21 protein-coding genes are annotated in these 19811 nt (G+C 55.3%); all 21 read right to left on the bottom strand.

The window, feature by feature from the left end; all coding sequences use genetic code 11:
* Window positions 1–51: 51 nt before the first annotated feature.
* Window positions 52–1215 (bottom strand): flagellar biosynthesis protein FlhB, encoded by a 1164-nt coding sequence (gene flhB, locus IE123_RS15170; RefSeq protein WP_189519733.1) that lies wholly within the window; start codon window positions 1213–1215, stop codon window positions 52–54.
* 128 nt (window positions 1216–1343) lie between these two features.
* Window positions 1344–2018: a protein phosphatase CheZ gene (gene cheZ, locus IE123_RS15165; RefSeq protein WP_189519732.1), complete on the bottom strand. Its 675-nt coding sequence runs from the start codon at window positions 2016–2018 to the stop codon at window positions 1344–1346.
* A gap of 29 nt (window positions 2019–2047) precedes the next feature.
* On the bottom strand, window positions 2048–2437 hold the full coding sequence (gene cheY, locus IE123_RS15160) for a chemotaxis response regulator CheY (RefSeq protein ID WP_115853266.1): 390 nt from the start codon (window positions 2435–2437) through the stop codon (window positions 2048–2050).
* 63 nt (window positions 2438–2500) lie between these two features.
* Window positions 2501–3562: a protein-glutamate methylesterase/protein-glutamine glutaminase gene (locus tag IE123_RS15155; protein ID WP_189519730.1), complete on the bottom strand. Its 1062-nt coding sequence runs from the start codon at window positions 3560–3562 to the stop codon at window positions 2501–2503.
* Window positions 3559–4176, bottom strand: a complete 618-nt coding sequence (locus IE123_RS15150; protein ID WP_189519728.1) for a chemoreceptor glutamine deamidase CheD — start codon at window positions 4174–4176, stop codon at window positions 3559–3561. The genes IE123_RS15155 and IE123_RS15150 overlap by 4 nt, the downstream gene beginning before the upstream one ends.
* The gene (locus IE123_RS15145; protein WP_189519726.1) at window positions 4173–5018 is read right to left on the bottom strand and encodes a CheR family methyltransferase; all 846 of its coding nucleotides are present in this window, start codon (window positions 5016–5018) and stop codon (window positions 4173–4175) included. Before IE123_RS15145 ends, IE123_RS15150 begins: the two co-directional genes overlap by 4 nt.
* Window positions 5019–5047: 29 nt before the next feature.
* Window positions 5048–6829 (bottom strand): methyl-accepting chemotaxis protein, encoded by a 1782-nt coding sequence (locus IE123_RS15140; RefSeq protein WP_189519724.1) that lies wholly within the window; start codon window positions 6827–6829, stop codon window positions 5048–5050.
* Between the two features lie 176 nt (window positions 6830–7005).
* Window positions 7006–7494, bottom strand: coding sequence for a chemotaxis protein CheW (cheW, locus tag IE123_RS15135; RefSeq protein WP_189519722.1), 489 nt, complete (start codon window positions 7492–7494; stop codon window positions 7006–7008).
* A gap of 69 nt (window positions 7495–7563) precedes the next feature.
* Window positions 7564–9609: a chemotaxis protein CheA gene (gene cheA, locus IE123_RS15130; protein WP_229819811.1), complete on the bottom strand. Its 2046-nt coding sequence runs from the start codon at window positions 9607–9609 to the stop codon at window positions 7564–7566.
* Window positions 9610–9703: 94 nt separating this feature from the next.
* Window positions 9704–10651: a flagellar motor protein MotB gene (gene motB, locus IE123_RS15125; protein ID WP_189519718.1), complete on the bottom strand. Its 948-nt coding sequence runs from the start codon at window positions 10649–10651 to the stop codon at window positions 9704–9706.
* A gap of 3 nt (window positions 10652–10654) precedes the next feature.
* Window positions 10655–11536 (bottom strand): flagellar motor stator protein MotA, encoded by an 882-nt coding sequence (gene motA, locus IE123_RS15120; RefSeq protein ID WP_189519716.1) that lies wholly within the window; start codon window positions 11534–11536, stop codon window positions 10655–10657.
* A gap of 337 nt (window positions 11537–11873) precedes the next feature.
* On the bottom strand, window positions 11874–12434 hold the full coding sequence (gene flhC / locus IE123_RS15115; RefSeq protein WP_189519714.1) for a flagellar transcriptional regulator FlhC: 561 nt from the start codon (window positions 12432–12434) through the stop codon (window positions 11874–11876).
* The gene (gene flhD, locus IE123_RS15110; RefSeq protein WP_308430232.1) at window positions 12424–12777 is read right to left on the bottom strand and encodes a flagellar transcriptional regulator FlhD; all 354 of its coding nucleotides are present in this window, start codon (window positions 12775–12777) and stop codon (window positions 12424–12426) included. The genes flhC and flhD overlap by 11 nt, the downstream gene beginning before the upstream one ends.
* 355 nt (window positions 12778–13132) lie before the next feature.
* Window positions 13133–13420: an EscU/YscU/HrcU family type III secretion system export apparatus switch protein gene (locus IE123_RS15105; protein WP_189519712.1), complete on the bottom strand. Its 288-nt coding sequence runs from the start codon at window positions 13418–13420 to the stop codon at window positions 13133–13135.
* Window positions 13417–14508 (bottom strand): flagellar hook-length control protein FliK, encoded by a 1092-nt coding sequence (fliK, locus tag IE123_RS15100; protein WP_189519710.1) that lies wholly within the window; start codon window positions 14506–14508, stop codon window positions 13417–13419. The genes IE123_RS15105 and fliK overlap by 4 nt, the downstream gene beginning before the upstream one ends.
* Window positions 14509–14510: 2 nt before the next feature.
* On the bottom strand, window positions 14511–14861 hold the full coding sequence (fliT, locus tag IE123_RS15095) for a flagellar protein FliT (RefSeq protein ID WP_189519708.1): 351 nt from the start codon (window positions 14859–14861) through the stop codon (window positions 14511–14513).
* Between the two features lies 1 nt (window position 14862).
* Window positions 14863–15279, bottom strand: coding sequence for a flagellar export chaperone FliS (gene fliS, locus IE123_RS15090; protein ID WP_189519707.1), 417 nt, complete (start codon window positions 15277–15279; stop codon window positions 14863–14865).
* 26 nt (window positions 15280–15305) lie between these two features.
* Window positions 15306–16670, bottom strand: coding sequence for a flagellar filament capping protein FliD (gene fliD / locus IE123_RS15085; protein WP_189519704.1), 1365 nt, complete (start codon window positions 16668–16670; stop codon window positions 15306–15308).
* 87 nt (window positions 16671–16757) lie between these two features.
* Window positions 16758–17597 carry a 3'(2'),5'-bisphosphate nucleotidase CysQ gene (cysQ, locus tag IE123_RS15080; protein ID WP_229819801.1) on the bottom strand — a complete coding sequence of 280 codons (840 nt, stop codon included), beginning with the start codon at window positions 17595–17597 and terminating at the stop codon, window positions 16758–16760.
* 210 nt (window positions 17598–17807) lie between these two features.
* On the bottom strand, window positions 17808–18611 hold the full coding sequence (locus tag IE123_RS15075; RefSeq protein ID WP_229819810.1) for a glycosyltransferase: 804 nt from the start codon (window positions 18609–18611) through the stop codon (window positions 17808–17810).
* 148 nt (window positions 18612–18759) lie between these two features.
* Window positions 18760–19809, bottom strand: a complete 1050-nt coding sequence (locus tag IE123_RS15070; RefSeq protein ID WP_189519698.1) for a glycosyltransferase family 4 protein — start codon at window positions 19807–19809, stop codon at window positions 18760–18762.
* Window positions 19810–19811: the final 2 nt, after the last annotated feature.

The following is a 19811-nucleotide window of genomic DNA, read 5'->3' as shown; positions in this document are numbered from 1 at the left end:
GGGTAGATAAAGAATTCAGGGCCTTTAATGGCACAATGCAGCGTCCAGGCATCAATGTTCATTGTTGTCATCATCGGAAGGTGAAGGGTTATAGGCCATGTCTTCAGGCACCTCGATATGACCCGGCCGCTGCGGTGACCGGCCGCCTTCACTGCGATAGCGCCTGATCTGATACACCCAGGCCAGCACTTCGGCCACGGCGGTATAAAGGGCTGCGGGGATCTCCCGGCCCAGCTCGCCATGACGATACAGCGAGCGTGCCAGCGCCGGGGCTTCCAGAAAGGGAATACGATTTTCATGGCCCAGCTCGCGGATCCTGGCCGCCACCGCATCGGCACCCTTGGCGACCACCCTAGGGGCGCCCATCTCATCATCCTTATAGGCCAGTGCTACGGCAAAGTGGGTCGGGTTGGTAATAATGACATCGGCCTTTGGCACCTCACTCATCATGCGTCGTCTTGCGATCGCCTGCTGCTGCTGACGGATACGGCCCTTGACGTGCGGGTCACCTTCGGACTCCTTGTGCTCCTGGCGAATGTCTTCCCGGCTCATGCGAAGCTTTTTGGTATGGCTCCACAGCTGATAGGGCACATCGATCATGATCACGACAATAAAGGCCAGCAGAATCAGGGCACAGCAGAAGACAGTCAGCAGCAGCATATGACGCATGGCGGACTGGATATTTTCTCCGGCAAGCCCGAGCAGCTGCCCCTGATGGTTATAGATAAAGCCACCGGCCACCAGGGCAATCAGCATGGATTTGGCAATGGTCTTGACCAGCTCCGCCAGCGCCTGACTCGAAAAGATGCGCTTGAGACCGGCGGCCGGGTTGAGTTTTTTGACATCGACCTTGATGGACTTGGTCGAAAAGAGCCAGCCTCCCAGTGCCATCGGTGCCATTAACGCCACTACGCCCATGATGCCCAGGATGGGGGCAATGGCCAGCAGGGCTCTGCCACCCAGCGCCGAGACATTGATCATCATTCGGGTAGGGTCCTGTGCCACACGCGCATCAAAGGACAGACCATCATTCATGATGTCTGACAGCACCTCTCCCATCCAGCTCATGCAAAGCCATAGGCCGGCAGCCCCGACGGCCAGCATCAGGAAGGTGGTCAATTCACGTGAACGTGCGATCTGCCCTTCTTCACGGGCCTTTTCAATGCGCCGTGCCGTGGGCTCTTCGGTTTTTTCTGCGTCGCTGTCGCCGGACATTTCGACCCCATGCCATCATGTGGAGCATCGTGTGCATGGGCGACATTGTGCGAGGGGGAAGGGAAAAACAATCGTCCGAATAGCCCTCCCGAGGGAGAGCTATTCGACACATAAGCAGGAAATACGGTCTAAAAACCCAGGCTGTCGAGCAGATCGTCAACCTGTGACTGGTCGGTCACGACATCCGTGCGCCCTTCCGGCTTGATCTGCGGTCCGTTGAGCAGCCCCTCTGGCGTCGTTGTCTTGTTGCTGCCTTCTCTAGCGCGCTCACGCATGGCTTCTGAGGGCATGTTGTCGATCAGCACCTGCAAAAGCTCGCGCTCGATCTCGCGGATGACTTCCATCATCTTCTTGATGACCTGACCGGTCAGATCCTGAAAGTCCTGAGCCATCATGACTTCCATCAGCTGGCTCTGGGTAGCGCGCGTCTGTGCCGGCACCCATTCCAGATAGGCGCGGGTGTCCCCCACCAGATCACGCGCTTCACCCTGCTCGAGTGGCTTGTCAAACCACTGATCCCAGCGGCCGGCGAGTTCAGCCGACTGTTTTTCGATATTGTCCTGAATGGGCTGGGCAATCTCGATGGCATTGAGCGAGCGCTCGGCGGCCTGTTCGGTCATGGTCGCGATATAGCTCAGGCGATCGCGGGAATCAGGAATGGCCTGGGCGGCCTTCTCGACTTCCTTGTCCAGACCGAGTTCTCTCATGTTGTCACGCAACGCACGCGTCAGATTGCCGATTCTCGCGATAAGATCCGGCGTGATCGCATCATCTGCGCTCTGCGGTTTGGCATTGGCTGTCATGCTTTTACTCCCGAAGGCTGTCCGCAGACCTATTTATCGAGCTTTTCGAAGATCTTGTTCAGCTTCTCTTCGAGCGTTGCGGCGGTAAAGGGTTTGACCACGTAGCCATTGGCGCCGGCCTGCGCCGCGGCAATGATGTTTTCCTTTTTGGCCTCTGCCGTCACCATCAGTACCGGAAGATGCTTGAGGGCATCATCGGCGCGAATCTGCTTGAGCATTTCCAGACCGTCCAGGTTGGGCATGTTCCAGTCAGAGACCACAAAACCGAAGCTGTCACTGCGAAGCTTTGCCAGACCATCAACACCATCCTCGGCTTCATCAACGTTATTAAAGCCAAGCTCCTTGAGAAGGTTGCGTACGATACGACGCATGGTGGGAAAGTCATCCACCACCAGGATGTGAATATTCTTGTCAGCCATGTCTGCTATTTCCTTTTCCAATAAGTGCGCTTGCGCGCGCGTCAACGATTCAATGGTGCTGCGCTACACGCGCAGCGCCTGACGATTGTTGCCACCCAGTTGTGCCAGCGCCCGCTCGCACATGCTGGTGATGGGGACGATCTCGCAGGCAGCGCCCAGCGCAATGGCTTCACGCGGCATGCCAAAGACCACACAACTGGCCTCATCCTGCGCCAGCGTCCAGGCACCGGCCTGACGCATCTTTAAAAGCCCCTGAGCACCATCCTTGCCCATACCGGTCAACAATACGCCAATGGCGTTCTTGCCCGCGTTGGTAGCGGCTGATTCAAACAGCGCATCAACAGAGGGTCTGTGACGATTGATCGGTGCTTCATGATCCAGTGAGATCACATAGTTGGCGCCGCTGCGCGCCAGGCGCAGATGTGCCTCACCGCCGGGGGCCAGATAGGCGTGTCCGGGCAATACGCGCTCACCATGCACGGCTTCGCGCACGCTGATGCGACAAAGGCTGTCCAGCCGGGCGGCAAAGGATTTGGTAAATCCGGCCGGCATGTGCTGCGTAATCAGTATGGCCGGACTGTCCGAGGGCAGCGGCATCAAAAATTCCCGGATCGCCTCGGTACCGCCCGTTGAGGCCCCCACGATCAAAAGCTTCTCACTGGAGTACAGCGGCGCACGCAGTGCCGCCGGTGCCGGAGCCGCCGAGGCGTGCGCCACCTTGAGCTTTGCTCTGGAAGCCGCCCGGATCTTGTCGGTAATGGCATGAGCGTATTCCGCCATGCCCTCACGAATGCCAAGCTGGGGCTTGGTCACAAAATCCACCGCGCCCAGCTCCAGCGCACGCATGGTGATTTCCGAACCGCGTTCTGTCAGGGAAGAGACCATCACGACCGGCATGGGGCGCAGGCGCATGAGCCTTTCCAGAAAGTCCAGACCATCCATGCGTGGCATTTCGACATCCAGTGTCAGCACATCGGGATTGGTCCGCTTGATCAGATCACGAGCCACCAGCGGATCAGGCGCGGTGGCCACCACCTCCATATCCGGCTCCTGATTGATGATTTCGCTGATCAGGCTGCGAATCAGTGCTGAGTCATCAACACACAATACCTTGATCTTGTTCACCGCCCTGCTCCTTTCATGCCTGCTGCTGCCGCGACCAGCGGATGGACAGCTTCTCCGACCAGCGTCTCGATCAGCGTCTTTTCACGACTGCAGACCGTGGCACTGCCGTTGAGACGCCTGACCCTGACCTGGCCGGTACCCGGCAGGTAGTGCACCCGCCGGGCATGGCTACCGTTAAGATCCTGCGCCAGGACGCGAATGTTTTCGCGGTCAAGCCACGCCATCACGAACTCGGCATTGGCAAACCCGATGCGAGATGCCATGCCGGCGATAACCATGCCGCCCCCGAACACCTTGGCCTCCAGACGATCCCGCCGTCCGCCAAGGCGACATATTTCTTCCACCAGCGTACTCATGGCGTGCTCGCCATAGCGAAGGCGTGGTCCGCTGGTATCGTGGCTGCCATCACCGGGCAGCATGTAATGGTTCATGCCACCCACACCTGCGGCACTGTCACGAATGCACGCTGACACACATGACCCCAGGACGGTCGACAGCACCATGGGAGACGAGGCCACGTAATACTCGCTTGGCAACAGCTTGACGGCGTCAAGACTGTCATCCCGATCGAAATAGAAATGGTTGGCCAGCCCCTCCTGCTCGCGCACCTTCATGACCGTGAACCCGGCCCCGAGGCCAGCCCGTAGACGGTGTGCCCTTGCAGCCGGAAGGCATCGGTCAGGTAGGTAAAGTTTTCGGAATGCCCGGCAAAGAGCAGCCCGTTGGGCTTGAGCAGCGGTGCAAACCTTTCCAGGATGCGCTTCTGGGTGGGCTTGTCGAAATAGATCATGATGTTGCGACAGAAGATGGCATCAAACGGTCCTTCCACTTCCCATCGCGCTGCCAGCAGATTCAGCTGCCGATATTCCACCAGCGCTGCCAGGGCCGGATTGACACGCGCCACGCCGGATTTCGCCCCGACACCCCGCATGAAAAACCGCTTGCGCTGCTCCATCGGCAGTTTCTCGATCTGGTTGATCGGATAAATACCGGCGGAGGCCGTGGCGAGCGCCTTGGTATCAATATCCGTCGCCACGATTTTGGCGTTTTGCACTCTTGAACCGAGTGCTTCCGTCAACGTCATGGCCAGTGACCAGGGTTCTTCGCCGGTGGACGCCGCGCAACACCATATCTTGACGCTGCCGCTCTGAGCGCGAACGTGATCGGCCAGGATCGGGAAGTGGTGCGCCTCGCGGAAAAACGACGTGAGGTTGGTCGTCAATGCATTAACGAAATGCTCCCACTCCGAAGAGTCGACATGCCCATCGAGCAGATCCAGATAAGCCTTGAACTGATTGAGCCCCAGTGTGCGCAGGCGACGTGCCAGACGGCTATACACCATCTCTTTTTTGTGTAGTGCCAGTGCGATACCGGCGCGCTCATGGATCAAGCGCCTTACACGCTCAAAATCCTCGTGCGTCAGTTTTAAATCGCGGCTTTCAGCGACTTCTGTCACGTCTTTTACTCCGCATCACCTGAAGGTGATTAAAAGGTTGTCCAGTCCCCGTCGACTGTTGCAGGCGTTTTTGCATCACGCTGGCGATTTACCGGCACTTCAACAGGAACTGTGCTGCCGGTATGGCCAGACGATGACACCGGTGTACGCTTGCTCGATACTTCGCGGCCGGCGCGTTCCCTGTGCCCTGTTGCAGGGACACTCCTGTCTGAACCTATTATCGGCGCGCGGGCGCTTTCCTTGATCCTGAAAAGACTGACAATTTCATTGAGATGATCGGCCTTTTGACGCATCGATTCAGACGCTGCCGAGGACTGCTCAACCATGGCGGCATTTTGCTGGGTCATTTCATCCATGCGATGAATGGCCTGACCGATCTGCTCGATGCCGTTTTTCTGTTCATCAGTAGCTGATGAGATTTCCTGCATAAGGCCACTGACCCGATGCACCCCACCGACGATATCGGTCATGGTGGCCTGGGCACGTGCGACCAGCTCACTGCCGACACTCACCTCAACCGAAGACTTGTCGATCAACTCGCGGATCTCGCGAGCAGCCTGCGCACTGCGACTGGCCAAAGAACGTACTTCGTTGGCGACCACGGCAAACCCCTTGCCCTGCTCCCCGGCACGGGCCGCCTCCACGGAGGCGTTGAGCGCCAGAATATTGGTCTGAAAGGCAATGCTGTCGATGACGCCCACGATATCGGAGATGCGTGCCGAGGCCTGCGTGATACCTTCCATTCGAGCAACGACGTCCCCCATTTCGGTGCGACCGCGCTCTGCCACGCTGGAGGCCTGATGCGCCAGCCGGGAGGCATCTCTGGCATGTCCGGCGTTGTGCCCGACCGTGGCAGTCAGTTCCTCCATGCTGCTGGCGGTTTCTTCAAGTGATGCCGCCTGCTCTTCAGTACGTCGGGAAAGGTTTTGATTACCGATGGCAAGCTCATTGCTGGCCGGGGCGATCACGCCGGCACTTCCCTTGACGTCACGCACGACGCACAGCACGCACTTGCGCATGGTATCCAGCGCAATCATCAGTTGGTCCCGACTATTACTGGTCGCTTCGAGATCGCCACCGGAAATCTGGCGGCAACACGTCAGCGCCTGCTCAAGAGAGTGCTGCACATGGCGCACCAGCCAGGCCCCTGCCACGGCTGAGCCTGTGGCAAGCAGGGCTGCTCCAACCGTGAGCACGCCCATAAGCGTTGGCAGCGCCTGCTGCGCCGAAAGAATCTGATAGTCCGCCACCAGAAGCCCCATCAGAGCGATCGATGATACAGCGCTGGTCATGCCGGCCCAGCCGGCCTTGCGCGCGGGCATCAAACGGCCGAGGCGATGTATCCAGCCCCGCGGACCGGTCGGTGTAATGACACCCTGCACCAGGGTCCAGCCCTTGCCCCGACCCTCATTGATTTGTCGATAAACACTTTCCGCGTGTGCTATGGCCGCGTCATCTGCCTTGACCCGCACCGAGGCATAACCCTTGAGCTGGCCCTGCTCGACCATGGGCATCACGGTTGCCCTGACCCAGTAATAGCCACCATCCTTGCGCCGGTTCTTGACCATGCCGATCCAGGTCCCGCCATCACGCAGGGTCTGCCACAGATTGGCAAAGGCGATCGGCGGCATATCGGGATGGCGCACCAGATTATGGGGGGCACCAATCAACTCATGGCGCTCAAAACCACTGACACAGATAAATGCCGGATTGGCATAGACAATGTTGCCGTCCAGATCGGTCTGTGAGATCAAAAACTGCTGCTCATCAAGAACATGATGTTTGTCATTGATCGGTTGGTTGTTGCGCACGGATTGATCTCCTGCAATAGCTTCTGTGACCGGCAGATGCCAGCATGTCTGTGCATATCAAACTATGTTTTGAATAAAACAAACCAAGGATTAGCGCGTCTTAAACTACGTTATTTGTGCAGGCATAAAAAAAGCGCCGGCAAATGCCGGCGCCTTTGAAGACAGGGGCTGTTGGATCAGGCGGCCTTGTCGATCAGGGCCATTTCTTCGCTGGTCATCAGCTTTTCAATATCAACCAGAATCAGCATGCGATCGTCCAGACTGCCCAGTCCCATCAGATAGTGCGTGGAAAGCGTGGAGCCAAATTCCGGCGCCGGCTTGATCTGTTCACCGGTCAACGCCAGAACGTCGGAGACGCCATCTACAACCACACCGACTACCCGGTGACCGATATTGAGTACGATCACGACGGTCTGGGCCGTATAGTCGGCATTACCCAGTGCAAACTTCAAACGCAGATCAACGATGGGGACAATCACGCCACGCAGGTTGGTCACGCCCTTGATAAAGGAAGGTGCGTTGGCAATGCGCGTGACGCCTTCATAGCCACGGATTTCCTGCACACTCAGGATATCGATGCCGTACTCTTCCGCGCCCAGTCGAAAGACCAGAAATTCATGGCCTTCACCTTCCAGCTGTCCCTTCTCGATAGCAGAAGCTTCCATTTTCTCAACTCCCAGATGCCCGGCCCGCCGGGCAGAATTAACAAGGTTGCGATTCACCGCACGCTCGCATCAATGCAGCGTGGCAGCACTACGATGATTGCCGGTGTGACTGCCTTCGCGATCCTGAGGAGCACGTGACAGCGCCGGAATGTCCAGGATCAGCGCCACACTGCCATCGCCCAGGATGGTGGCAGCAGAGATACCGGGGACACGTCGGTAATTGGTTTCCAGATTCTTGACCACCACCTGGTGCTGCCCGATCAGCTGATCGACCTGCAGTGCAAAGCTGCGGCCCTCGCTTTGCACGATCATGACAATCCCTTTGGTGACGTCCTGCTGCGCCTCGGGAATGTCGAATACGCGGTACAGCTCGACCAGCGGCAGATATTCCCCGCGTACATGCAGTACACGGTCGCTGCCGGTCACGGTGCTGATATCTTCCGGCTTGACCTGCATGGACTCCTTGATGGCGCCCAGCGGCAGGATATACACCTCTTCCCCCACACGTACCGACATGCCATCGAGGATGGCCAGTGTCAGGGGCAGCACGATACGCGTCGTGGTGCCCTGTCCCGGTCGGGAGAGAATGTCTACATGACCGCCCATCTGCGCGATATTACGCTTGACCACATCCATGCCGACCCCTCGGCCTGACAGGTCGGTGACCTGCTCGGCCGTCGAAAAGCCCGGTGCAAAGATCAGCTGCCAGACGTCGTCATCGCTCATGGCATCCGATACGGCCAGACCGTTTTCGCGGGCCTTGCCCAGGATACGGTCACGATTCAGGCCAGCGCCATCATCGCTGATCTCGATCAGGATATTGCCGCCCTGATGACTGGCAGACAGGGTCAGCCTGCCCGCAGCCGGCTTGCCGGCGGCCAGACGACGATCGGGCGTTTCAATCCCGTGATCCAGACTGTTGCGGACAAGGTGGGTCAGCGGATCAACGATGCGCTCGATCAATCCCTTGTCGAGCTCGGTGGACTTGCCCACCGTTTCAAGTTCGACCTGTTTGCCAAGCTTGCCGGCCAGATCGCGCACCAGCCGCGGGAAACGGTTGAAAACCACATCCATGGGCATCATGCGAATCGACATGACCGCTTCCTGCAGGTCACGGGCGTTGCGTTGCAGTTGATTCATGCCGCTGAGCAGGCTGCCATGGGTAACCGGATCGAAATCGGCAGTGCCCTGCTCCAGCATGGACTGGGTAATTACCAGCTCACCGACCAGGTTGATGATCTGATCGATCTTTTCAATCGATACACGCAGGGAAGCATTTTCACTGCTGGCGGCGCTTGCGGCCTTTTTGGCGGCAGGCGCAGCGGCTTTTGCAGGTTCTGCCGGCACAGCAGCGGCATCTACTGCTGGCGGCGGTGTAGCGTCATCCTTTTCAAGTGCTTTCTGCTCGGCCTCTTCAGCCGCCGGCGCTACTACAGCACTTTCAGATGGCGCTGCCGCGGCGCTTTCAAAGGTAATCTGATCGTCGTCGACCACAAAACAGAGTACCGCGCGGATATCATCTTCACCCGTGGCGGTTTCAAGCTGCACGGTCAGTACATCATTGGCATGCTGCTGCTCAAGCACCGTGCCGAAAAGCGCCAGCTCTTCTGCAAGGCTGGTAGCGTTGTCCGCGGCCACGCCAGCAATCCTGATGACCATGGCACCGCTGGCGGCGGGACCGGCAGCAGCGGTTTGCGCTGTGGTAGTGGCAGCGGCGCCCTCACCCTGACCCTTTTCTTCGGCCAGTGCTTTCAGTGTGTTGCAGATACGCTCGTAGGTGGCGCTGTCCGGCTCGGTCTGTTGACGATAGGCGTTGAGCTGATCGCTGAGCATATCCTTGGTTTCCAGAAATATGTCGATAATGGTCGGGTCAAGGGTCAGTTCATGGTGACGCGCCTTGTCGAGCAGGTTCTCGAACAGATGCGTGGTCTCCTGCAGTACGGTAAAGCCAAACGTACCCGCACCACCCTTGATGGAGTGTGCTGCTCGAAAAATGGCGTTGAGCTGTTCACTGTCAGGATCACTGGGATCAATCTGCAACAGCTGCTGCTCCATATCGCTGAGCAGTTCCTCGGCCTCTTCGAAAAATGTCTGGTAGAACTCGGTAATATCGATGCTCACGCCTGATGCCCTGCCCTGCTTCTGGATTCGGTCCAACGCTCGACTCGAGCGTGCGCGAAGGTACTTTCAAAACCTGTCGTCATGATGCTCATGACTGTGTTTTCTGCTCTGACACCGCCTGGCTTTCCAGGGCGTTTTCATTTCGGGTCAGGTCCTCGATGGAAAGCGGGCTTTTCTCGCCATCGATGACGGCTGGTGCCCCTGGTGCCATGTTTTCCTGTTCCATCATCTTCTGTGCGCGGCTGTTAAGCACCAGAATGCTGATCCGGCGGTTGAGCGCGCTGTCCTCCTCACCTGGCATGTTCATGGTGTCTGCCATGCCGATGACCCGCAAAAGCTTCTCGGGCTCAAGCCCCCCGGTCACCAGCTCACGCCGTGACGCATTGGCCCGATCCGTTGAGAGCTCCCAGTTGCTGTATCCCTTGAGACCCGCGGCAAACGGAAGATCATCCGTATGCCCCGACAGGGTCAGCTTGTTGGGCAGCTCATTAAGCAGCGGTGCGATGGCCGTCAATATGTTGTGCATATGAGGCGCCACGCGCGCGCTACCTATTTCAAACATTGGGCGGCGCTGACTGTCCACGATCTGGATCCGCAGCCCCTCGGGCGTGAGGTCAAGTCGCATCTGTGAGCGCAGGTCCCGTAACGCGGGATCTTCCTGCATCAGCGCTTCAAGGCGCGCCTTGAGCCTGCTGAGTGCCGACATGTCGGTGGCCATGCCACTGTTTTGCTCAATGGTGATGCGAGAGCGCTCACCATCACTGTGCATGACATCATCACCACCGCCGGGGATGGCACTGTTACTGGCCGAATTACGATCCCCGCCCGCCAGGGCCACCTTCAGCGGCGTACGAAAATATTCACTGATCTGTTCAAATTCGGCTTTCGATGTACCAGCCAGCAGCCACATCACCAGAAAGAAAGCCATCATGGCCGTCATGAAGTCGGCATAAGCAATCTTCCAGCTGCCATGAGAGCCATGATGCCCGGCAGCCTTTTTACGACGTACAACGATGGGACGGCGATGCTGGCTCATGACTTATCCCTGTCCATTGCCACTGGGCTGTGAACGAACGGCGCGTACATGCTCTTCCAGTTCACTGAAACTGGGACGTTCAGTTGAATAGAGCACCTTGCGGCCAAATTCGACGGCGATCGGCGGTGCATAGCCATTCAGGTTGGCCAGGAGCGTGACCTTGATGCACTGCAGCATCTTTTCTACTTCACCAATCTGATGCCTGACGTGCGTGGCAAGTGGTGTAACGAACCCATAGGCCAGCAATATGCCCAGAAAGGTTCCTACCAGGGCGGCAGCGATCAGAGGGCCCACTTCTTCCGGCGTCAGCCCTTCGGCACCCAGTGCGTGTACAACCCCCATGACCGCGGCCACGATACCGAAGGCCGGCAGACCATCCCCTACACCCGCAATGGCGTTGACGGGAATTTCGGCTTCATGCTGGAAAGTCTCGATTTCATGATCCATCAACGCCTCGATTTCAAAGGCATCCATGTTGCCGCTGATCATCAGACGCAGATAATCGGTCAGAAACTCCATCAGCAAGGGATCTGCCATCAACTTTGGATAGCGGGTAAACAGAGGGCTTTCTGCGGGACTTTCCACGTCACGCTCAAGCGCCATCATGCCTTCCTGACGCCCCTTGGCCAGCAGCAGGTACAAAAGCGCCATGAGCTCCATGAAAAGCTCCTTGTTGTACTTGACGCTTCCCTTGAGCTTGGGGACGACCCGTAATGTGGCCTTGATGGCCTTGCCATTGTTACTGGCGATGAACGCTCCCACGGCAGCACCGCAGATGATGACAACCTCGGCCGGTTGCAACAGCACGGCCAGGTGCCCGCCCACCATCATGTACCCCCCGATCACCGAGGCAATAACAGCAACATATCCAAATAATATAAGCACGGTAATTCCTCAGTATTCAGGATCTGGAGATAACATCGGCCAAAAGTGGCCTGGCTTGAGCGCCCATCTCATCAGATTCATCGGAGAAAAAGGGATACGGCCCCTGCCGCTCTGCCGGTACGTTCTGCAGGATAATGCTGGCAAGATTAAAGCCTTTTATTGTTCATCAAAGGCAGGACTAGCTTCCGAAAAAGGGGTCAATTTTCCTGTTTGAAGGCAGAGGGCTACATGGGGTACAGGCCATAAAAAACCCCGAAAGCGCAGGCTCTCGGGGTAAAGGGGAAATCGTGACAACAGGATGGGATCATTCAGGGGTGTCAATGACACAAGTCCATCATTACTCCGTACCGCTTTCCTTTCTGATGCGGTCTCGCTCAGCGGCGCGCCGGGTTTTGCCTGCACGCGAAGGCGGCTGGCAGATACCGCATACAAAATCCTGATCAAGACTATGGGCATGGTTGACGAACCGACCCTTGCACGAGGTGCACGAGGAAAGCTGCATCATGTCGCTTTCAAAAAAGCGTACCAGCGTCCATGCCCGCGTCAGACCCAGTACGGCTTCGCCATCTTCAAGCATGGAGATCTGCTCAAAGTAGAGCCGATAGGCCTTGATAATGGCCTCCATGCGGTCACAGTGGCTCTGCTCCCGCAAGGAAAGGTAAATATTATAAAAAAGTGATGAATGAATATTGGGAAGCCAGGTAATGAACCAGTCTGTCGAAAAGGGCAACATACCCTTCGGGGGCGAAACGCCACGCACTTCCTTGTAAAGGCGAATCAGCCGGCCACGAGACAGGTCCGTTTCGGTTTCAAGCACCTGAAGCCTGGCGCCCAGCTCGATCAGCTCGATCGCCAGCTGTATATCACGCACTTCATTGATGACGCTTTTATCGGCCATGGTGATGCCCCTTTTTCAGCACCACCTCCTCATCATCATGCATGCTGCCCGCCAGCAGAATAGCAGCGTGCGTACGCTTGAGATCATCTTCGCGCTGCTGGGTGGTCAGCGAAGACAGCTGGGAAGGATCCACCAGAGCAAAATGACACAGTAACTGGTTGGAATTGGCAAGTTTTGCAAGCTGGGAAATGGGTAGTGATGCCAGAGTATCAGCCATCTGCTCGTTCAACTTCAGCCTGAACATGGCAGAAGAACGATCTTCGTTCAAAAGACGCTGTACCAACAGCAGATACGAAAGATTGACGTTGCGAATATCGTCCAGCAAATGACTTGTGGTCATCATGTTCCCTTCCCCTCGTCTTGAAAATTTGTTCCATGTCGCGATAGGCGCAGTGGCGATTGTTCACGCTCTTGACCATCTTTCGCGGCAGGTTCATTGCCAGGTGAGGCGGCATTCACTCGATAAAATGTAACGCCTCGTTACTTTTTGCAATATTGACACATCATACTTTCCTATCACAACTATTTTTTTTATTAGTACGAAAACAATGTTTTCTCATCTATGGGATTAATACGATAGCAGAGAATTTAATCAATAAAATCAACATTAGACGAAAAGGGCCCTAAATGGGCCCTATTTCTTTAAATTAAGGTGGGTTAAATGTATCTAAAGGTTACGATGCCATTACAAGGCGGTATCAGCGAATGGAGGCGAGATCCTGCTCGAGTTCATGCACCCAGCAGAGGAGTTCTGCCAGCGCCAGATACAGCTCCTGAGGGATGCGATCATCAAGGTCAACATGCAATAGCAGATTGACCAGCTCAGCAGACTGATGCACATAAATACCGCTGGCCTGCGCCTTTTCTATGATGGCGTCAGCCGTCGTGCCATAGCCCCTGGCCACGACACGAGGTGTCTCGTTGACATCATGTGCTATGGCCACTGCCCGCTGGCGGTCTAGGGGCCGATCACTGGAAGATGTCATACTGACCCCTCATCATGATCACGCCTGTGTTGGGGGGAGAAATGCAGGGCGCTCAATTGAAGGCCTGCACCAGCCAGCCTTTCATCCAGATGTCGCCCCTGAACGGTCATCCAGGCAAGATATGTGTTTTCTACCCTGCCGCTGACATTGATGGTCTTGTCCTGCAGGCTGATGTCCAGATCAACGTGTCCCAGCGCAGGCAGCACCAGTTTCATCCTCGAACGCCAGACGCGCGGCGCTTCTTCCCTGCTATCGCCCGAGGCCTCCTCGGTGCCCTGCTCAATTTCCCACTGCACAGGTATCTGAGGCGTCAAGAAACCTTCCCAGCGAATAAGCGGTGACGTCATGAGCTCCAGCTGATGCCGCAGAATACCCTGCAAATCATCCTGGACGGATGACATGCCGGTAGCCCCACTTTCCTTGTCCGACAGGCTACTTGCCAGCTGTGAGGTGGCGCGCTCCTGCATGGTGGCGGTGAGTACACTGTGTGTCTTGCCCGCCTCGGCACCCGTCTGGTGAGTGACAGCCGGCAGCTGGGAGAGCCTGTTTTGCGGCTCCTTCAGAAGTTCCTGGAGGCCATGCTGGCCCACCAGCCACTGACGAAGATGCGACTCATAGAAAAGACCGCTGTGCCTGATTTGTCCGGCAAGTGTTGCCGCAAGAGCCGGTGCCTCGGGAGTATCCCCGGCTGACAGCATGACAGTACCGGAGCCGATCACTGGCGCGGTGGCCGGAAACTTTTCCAGTATGCGGGATATGGCTCTGGCTTCAGCACTGAAGTGGGTGGCGGAAGACCTTGGGACATTGCTCGGCGTATTGTCTTCAAAATGCACGCTGCTGCCCGATATTTTTACCCGGGCAGAGGTCTTGTCGGTCTTGTCGTTCGTGCTGGCTCTTGCAGCAGCATCTTCACTGTGACGTTCATGCGTTTCATCGGGTGTATCAGAAGTCGCATGGCGCACTGCTGGCGTATAGGTCACACCACCCAATGGTAAATCGGGTTGCCTTGAAGCAACCCGATCCAGATCCGCTCTACGCCCCAGCACGTTATGCAGCAGGGTATCCAGCAATGGCGTAATGGCACTCATGATCATTCCCCCATTGGGGTTGATGCCGCGCTATAGGCACGACTGACCTGCTGTTGCACCCGGCTCTGCCCTATCAGATGACTGAGTTCGGCAAGTTTTTGTTGCAAGAGCTCATGTAGCCGATGATCGTTTTCCAGCAGCTGAGACAGGATTTCCCTTTTATAAGCCTGGCGGTCGCTATCCAACGTTATCTGACCATCCCGTGCCCGTAAACGATCAATCTCACACAGGTAATCATGCTCAAGCGCGATCAGCTGCTGCCACTGACCTGCATCGGCATGGCCAAGCATTTTTTGGCTTAAACCAAGAGCTCGTTCATATCCATGAATGATCAGCGCACGTTTTTTTTCCATTTCAGACCTGAGCAGCAGCGGTAGATTGCTGAACGGACGGACCTATTTCCTTCCATGCGCCGGCAATATCACTTAAAAGGCTTTCAACATGCTCAAGCAGTGCCCTGTCGTTCGATACATTGGCCTTCAAAAGAGAGCGTGACATGTATTCATAAAGCGATGCCAGACGCTCTGCCAGAGCGCCACCACGCGTCATGTCCAGACTGGCGCGCAGACCGCCATCGATAATATCAATGGCCTTGGAGATAGCCATGCCCCTGCCGGCAATATCGTTATGCTCCATGGCCCATTTGGCCTTGAAAATGGCGGCCATGGCGCCATCGAACAGCATGACGATCAATTGATGAGGCGATGCGCTCATGACGCCCGTCTCCACACCTACTGATGCGTAGGTACTTGCCCCTTTTTGTGCATACATGGTTGGTATCCGCCACTATAAACCGGTTAATTTTTCGAAGAGCTGTTAAGGGCTTCAAACTGCTGGGTAAGGTATGACTGTGTATTGTTGAGCCTGGACATCATTGAATCGAGCTGCTGAAACTGCTTTTTATAGCGCTCTACCGTTGTATCAATGGTCTCTTTCATTCTCAGGCTACGGGCTTCAAGGCTTTTGACTGAGCTTTCAAGGCCTGCCTTGGCGCTGCCTATTGCGCCATTGGTCGTCAGCATCTGACTAATACTGGTATCAAGTCTGGCTGCAATACCTGTCTTGCCGTCTCCAGCGAACAGCCCTTTCATGCCATCAAGATTGTTGGCCAGGGCGTCATCGAGCTTTTTCTCATCACTGATTTCAAGCTTGCCGCTTTTGGCAAGATCCTTGCTGAAACTGATGCCGGCCTCAAAGAGGTAGTTCATGCCCTCGCCGTCTACGGCGCTGCTCATGACGTTGCGCAGTGTGCTCTGGACAGACCGCACGGTGCTGTTACCCGTCAGCGCGGCGCCCTTGACACTATCTCCCTCTCCACTGACCTTGGTCAGGGAGGTAATCTTGTCGGCCAGCGCATTGTAGGATTTCACAAAATCCTGCACTGCCGTTTTGACAGCCTCTGTATCCTGACTGACCGTCAGTTTTGTAGAGGCGCCTTCCGCGGTCGTTTCAACAAGGTTAAGGGTGACACCCTGAATGGCTTCTTCCACGGTGTTGGAAGCGCTCGTAATCGCCAGACCATTTACCGTCAGGGAAGCATCTGCTGCTTTTACCGTTTCGGTTGTGCCGGAAAACAGCGCATTGAGTTCGCTGTTGTCACTGGCAAAGGACATGGTTGATGCAGCGCCCGTGGTCTCGGAGTTCAAGACCAGCCGATAGGGTGTGCCACTGCCATCATTGACGATGGAGGCCTTCATACCGGCATCGGCCTTGTTAATGGCATCGCGGATGCCGGCCAATGACCCATCGGTGATCTCGATGTCGGTGGATTTATCACCCACCTTGACGCTCAGCGTTCCTGTTCCGATGGTACTTGTCGTATCAGCACGTCCGGCGGTGGCCAGGGACTGCGCCGTCGCCAGCGAATTGATCCTGATGTCATAGCTGCCTGCCGCTGCCGTACTTCCTGCAGTAGCTGTCAATGCCGAACCGCTGACCTTGGCAGCAAATCCTTCATAAAGCTTTGGGCTGTTCAGCTTCTGGGCCGCTGTCTGAAACTCCTCAAGTGAGCTTTTCAGCTGGCCAAAGCCCGACAGCTTGGCGTTGGTCGATGTAATCTTGGAGGTAATGGGCTCCAGCTTCGCCTGTTCCGACTTTTTAAGACTGGAAAGCAGTGATGTCAGATCAAGGTTGGAACCAACACCCAGTGATTCGATAGCCATTTATAACACTCCGGAATGGGAACCCTGGCAGGCAAAAGCGGATTCATTGTTCTCTCAGGGACACTATCGGCAGAGACCGTAAAATGTTTAAGGCAATCTCTCGGCAGAATCCTTCAAAAATCCGGAGTGGTTCCATTTCTCATCGAGTCCTCGCCCCAGGGCGATAAAGTCCGGATTGATCAGCGACTGACGCTGGTTGTATTGAAGTGCCTCTTCTATCTGAAGGGTACGGGTATCCAACTGAATGACGGTACCGCCGGCTTCTTCCAGGATGATCTGGGCTGCGCCGGTATCCCATTCACAGGTGGCGCCCGGCCTTGGGTAGCAATCGGCTGCGCCCTCTGCAATACGACAAAACTTGAGCGAGCTTCCTACGCCCTGCAAATCATGTGGCGGCAAGGCTTTCAATAAACGCTTGAGTTCCTCCCCCCCGTGAGAGCGACTGCCGACAACACGTAGTGTTTGATCGGGCTGCCATGTTGTGGTGGCAATGGGCTCGGCTGGCTCACCCCGATGTTGACGCCATGCGCCCTCATCTTTCATGGCATACCACATGATGTTCAAAACAGGCGCAGCGATAACGCCAAGCACTGGGCTGCCTTCATGTACCAGCGCGATATTGACCGTAAACTCACCACTGCGATTGATGAATTCCTTCGTGCCATCCAGGGGATCGATTAACCAATAGGTTGACCATGATCGGCGATCCTCTATTTCATCAGCACCTGATTCTTCAGAAAGCATTGGCCAGGAAGGCGTCAGACCGGACAGACGCTCTATTATCAATTGATGCGCTGCCAGATCAGCCTGGGTTAAAGGGCTACTGTCAGATTTGGCAGTAATCCCCACCGAGCCTTGATAGATATTCATGATGGCGTCGCAAGCATCCCATGCAATGCTTTTTACGGACTCGAGCAGTTCTGTCATTGGACTCATTTCCTGTATTTCATGGGATGAGTACTATACCGCGCTTACCGCTGACAACCGATCCTGCCAGACCACTTTGCATCAGCCGAGTAACGCAGGATTTGAACCGCTTATCGGGCAATCAGCCGCTGAAAACCAAAAGCCCCGGTACAGGCTTTTGGCCTGTACCGGGGCAAACTTTGGATTGCCGATTTTAAAGGGTCAGCAGCATCAGGCTGCTGGCTTCTTTCTCAGAACCCTCTGATATACCGCAGCAAGCAGTTTTTCGGGCATGAGGCGCAAAGGAGCTCTTTTAAGAATATTCATGCACATGGTACCAGCCCCGATAAAACCCATATCAAGGAACTTTTTCTGAAGCTTTACATCCTGCTTGAAATATCCCCAACCCCGGCGCCTTGCCAACATGCCGTTACCAACGCGTGCATTGACCAGAATATCGCTGACGTTATCGATGTGGCTGCCCTGACAAAGCAGGCGCGCCCATAGATAGTAGTCTTCGATCCCCAGAAAATGCTGATAACCGCCTGCTTTCAGAATGGCCGAGCGGCGAAACATGACCGTCATGTGATTAACAGGGCAGCGTGATCGTGCAAAACGTGCTACCTGTTCCTTGCCGGTGGGCAGCTCTCGAATGGCATGAGGTTGTTGAGGATCCTCATTGAACTCGGCAATGGCGCCCCCAAGCATATCCACCTCGGGGTGCGCTGCCATATAGTTAACCTGCAGTTCAAAGCGCCCCGGACAACAGTGATCGTCGGTATCCATCCTGGCAACAAGGTCATTACGGCAATGCTCGAGGCCGGTATTAAGCGCCTCACCCAGCCCCTTGTTCTGTGGAAGCCTTACGGAAACGATATTCAGTGCAGGACGGTATTCATCAAGGGCTTCATGCAATTGATCATTGATGGGCCCGTCCTCGACAATGACAACCTCATCAGGCTGCACACTCTGCATCCTGATGCTCTCAAGACACTCACGAAGAAAACGTGGTGACTCCTTGTCATAGACTGACATCAGCACCGAAAATTTCATTTTAATCTTTTCCTGCTCATTAAATTGGCTGTCGCATCATGTATCACACAAATGATATCCCCAGGAGGTATATCAGGGATCAATGTCAAAACAACCGGCATATGGACAAATGGAGACACCCGGCAACAGTCTACTGATGTCCGGAAAGTGCTTTTTCATAGAATTCGGCATACGCCCTGCCCATGGCTTCACCCGTAAACCTTTCCAGGTAACGCTGGTAGCCACCTTCAGCCAGCGCATCACGACGGTTCAGGGCAAAGCGAACGGCTTCACCGAGAGAAGCTGTATTTTCCAGCGTAAAGAAAGCCGCCTGCGAGCCCATGATTTCCCTGAAAACATTGATATCACTACAGATGCATGGCAGCCTGGCCTCCATTGCCTCCAATAAAGCAAGGCCAAAGCCTTCGCTTCGACTGGGCATGACGTAGGCATCATAATGAGGCAGGAATGCAGCGATGTTATTACGATAGCCGGTAAACCAGCAACGTTCTGCAACATTCATCTCTTCTGAAAGATCAATCAGCGCTTGCCGATAAGGGCCATCGCCGACAACAACCAGCGCACAATCGGGCATATCCACCAGAGCTCTGATGACCTGATCAATGCCCTTGCGCTTGATAAGATGCGCATTGGTTCCCAGTACATGATACTGCTGAGCCAGCCTTTCCAGTCTGGTACTGTCTTCATCGGTAAGTGCACTCACATGAGGCAGCTCACCAATACCATTATGGACAACGTGCAACTTTTCAGGCGAAAGCGATCTTGAATAAAAATTTTTGGCATCCTCTGTCAATACTGCCAAAGCGCTCATGCGTCGCCACGTCGCCATCCAGACAGGTGTTGCCAGCATGGCAACCTTAGGTCCATAAATATTGAGAAGCTCATCTTTTGCATAGTTATGCAATGTTGAAACACGAGTGGCTTTTATCCTGCGCAATCCTGTATAAGCAGATAACACATCAGGCCTGATACCGTGTGAATGAATAATATCGAATTCATTTAGCACACTGGTGTCCTTGAAGCTTATAGGTTGAATATCGCAACTTGCTTCAAGTGTTGATGGCCCACGCAGAAAAAAGACCGTCGATTCCATACCCGATGGCAGATTATCAACAATATTTTTTACCACATACCCGGGACCATTTGGCTTAAATTCTGTAATTATCTGGGCAATTTTCAATA

The organism is Kushneria pakistanensis (assembly GCF_014652795.1).
In the GTDB taxonomy this organism is placed as follows: domain Bacteria; phylum Pseudomonadota; class Gammaproteobacteria; order Pseudomonadales; family Halomonadaceae; genus Kushneria; species Kushneria pakistanensis.
This window is presented reverse-complemented; position numbering and strand designations above follow the sequence as displayed.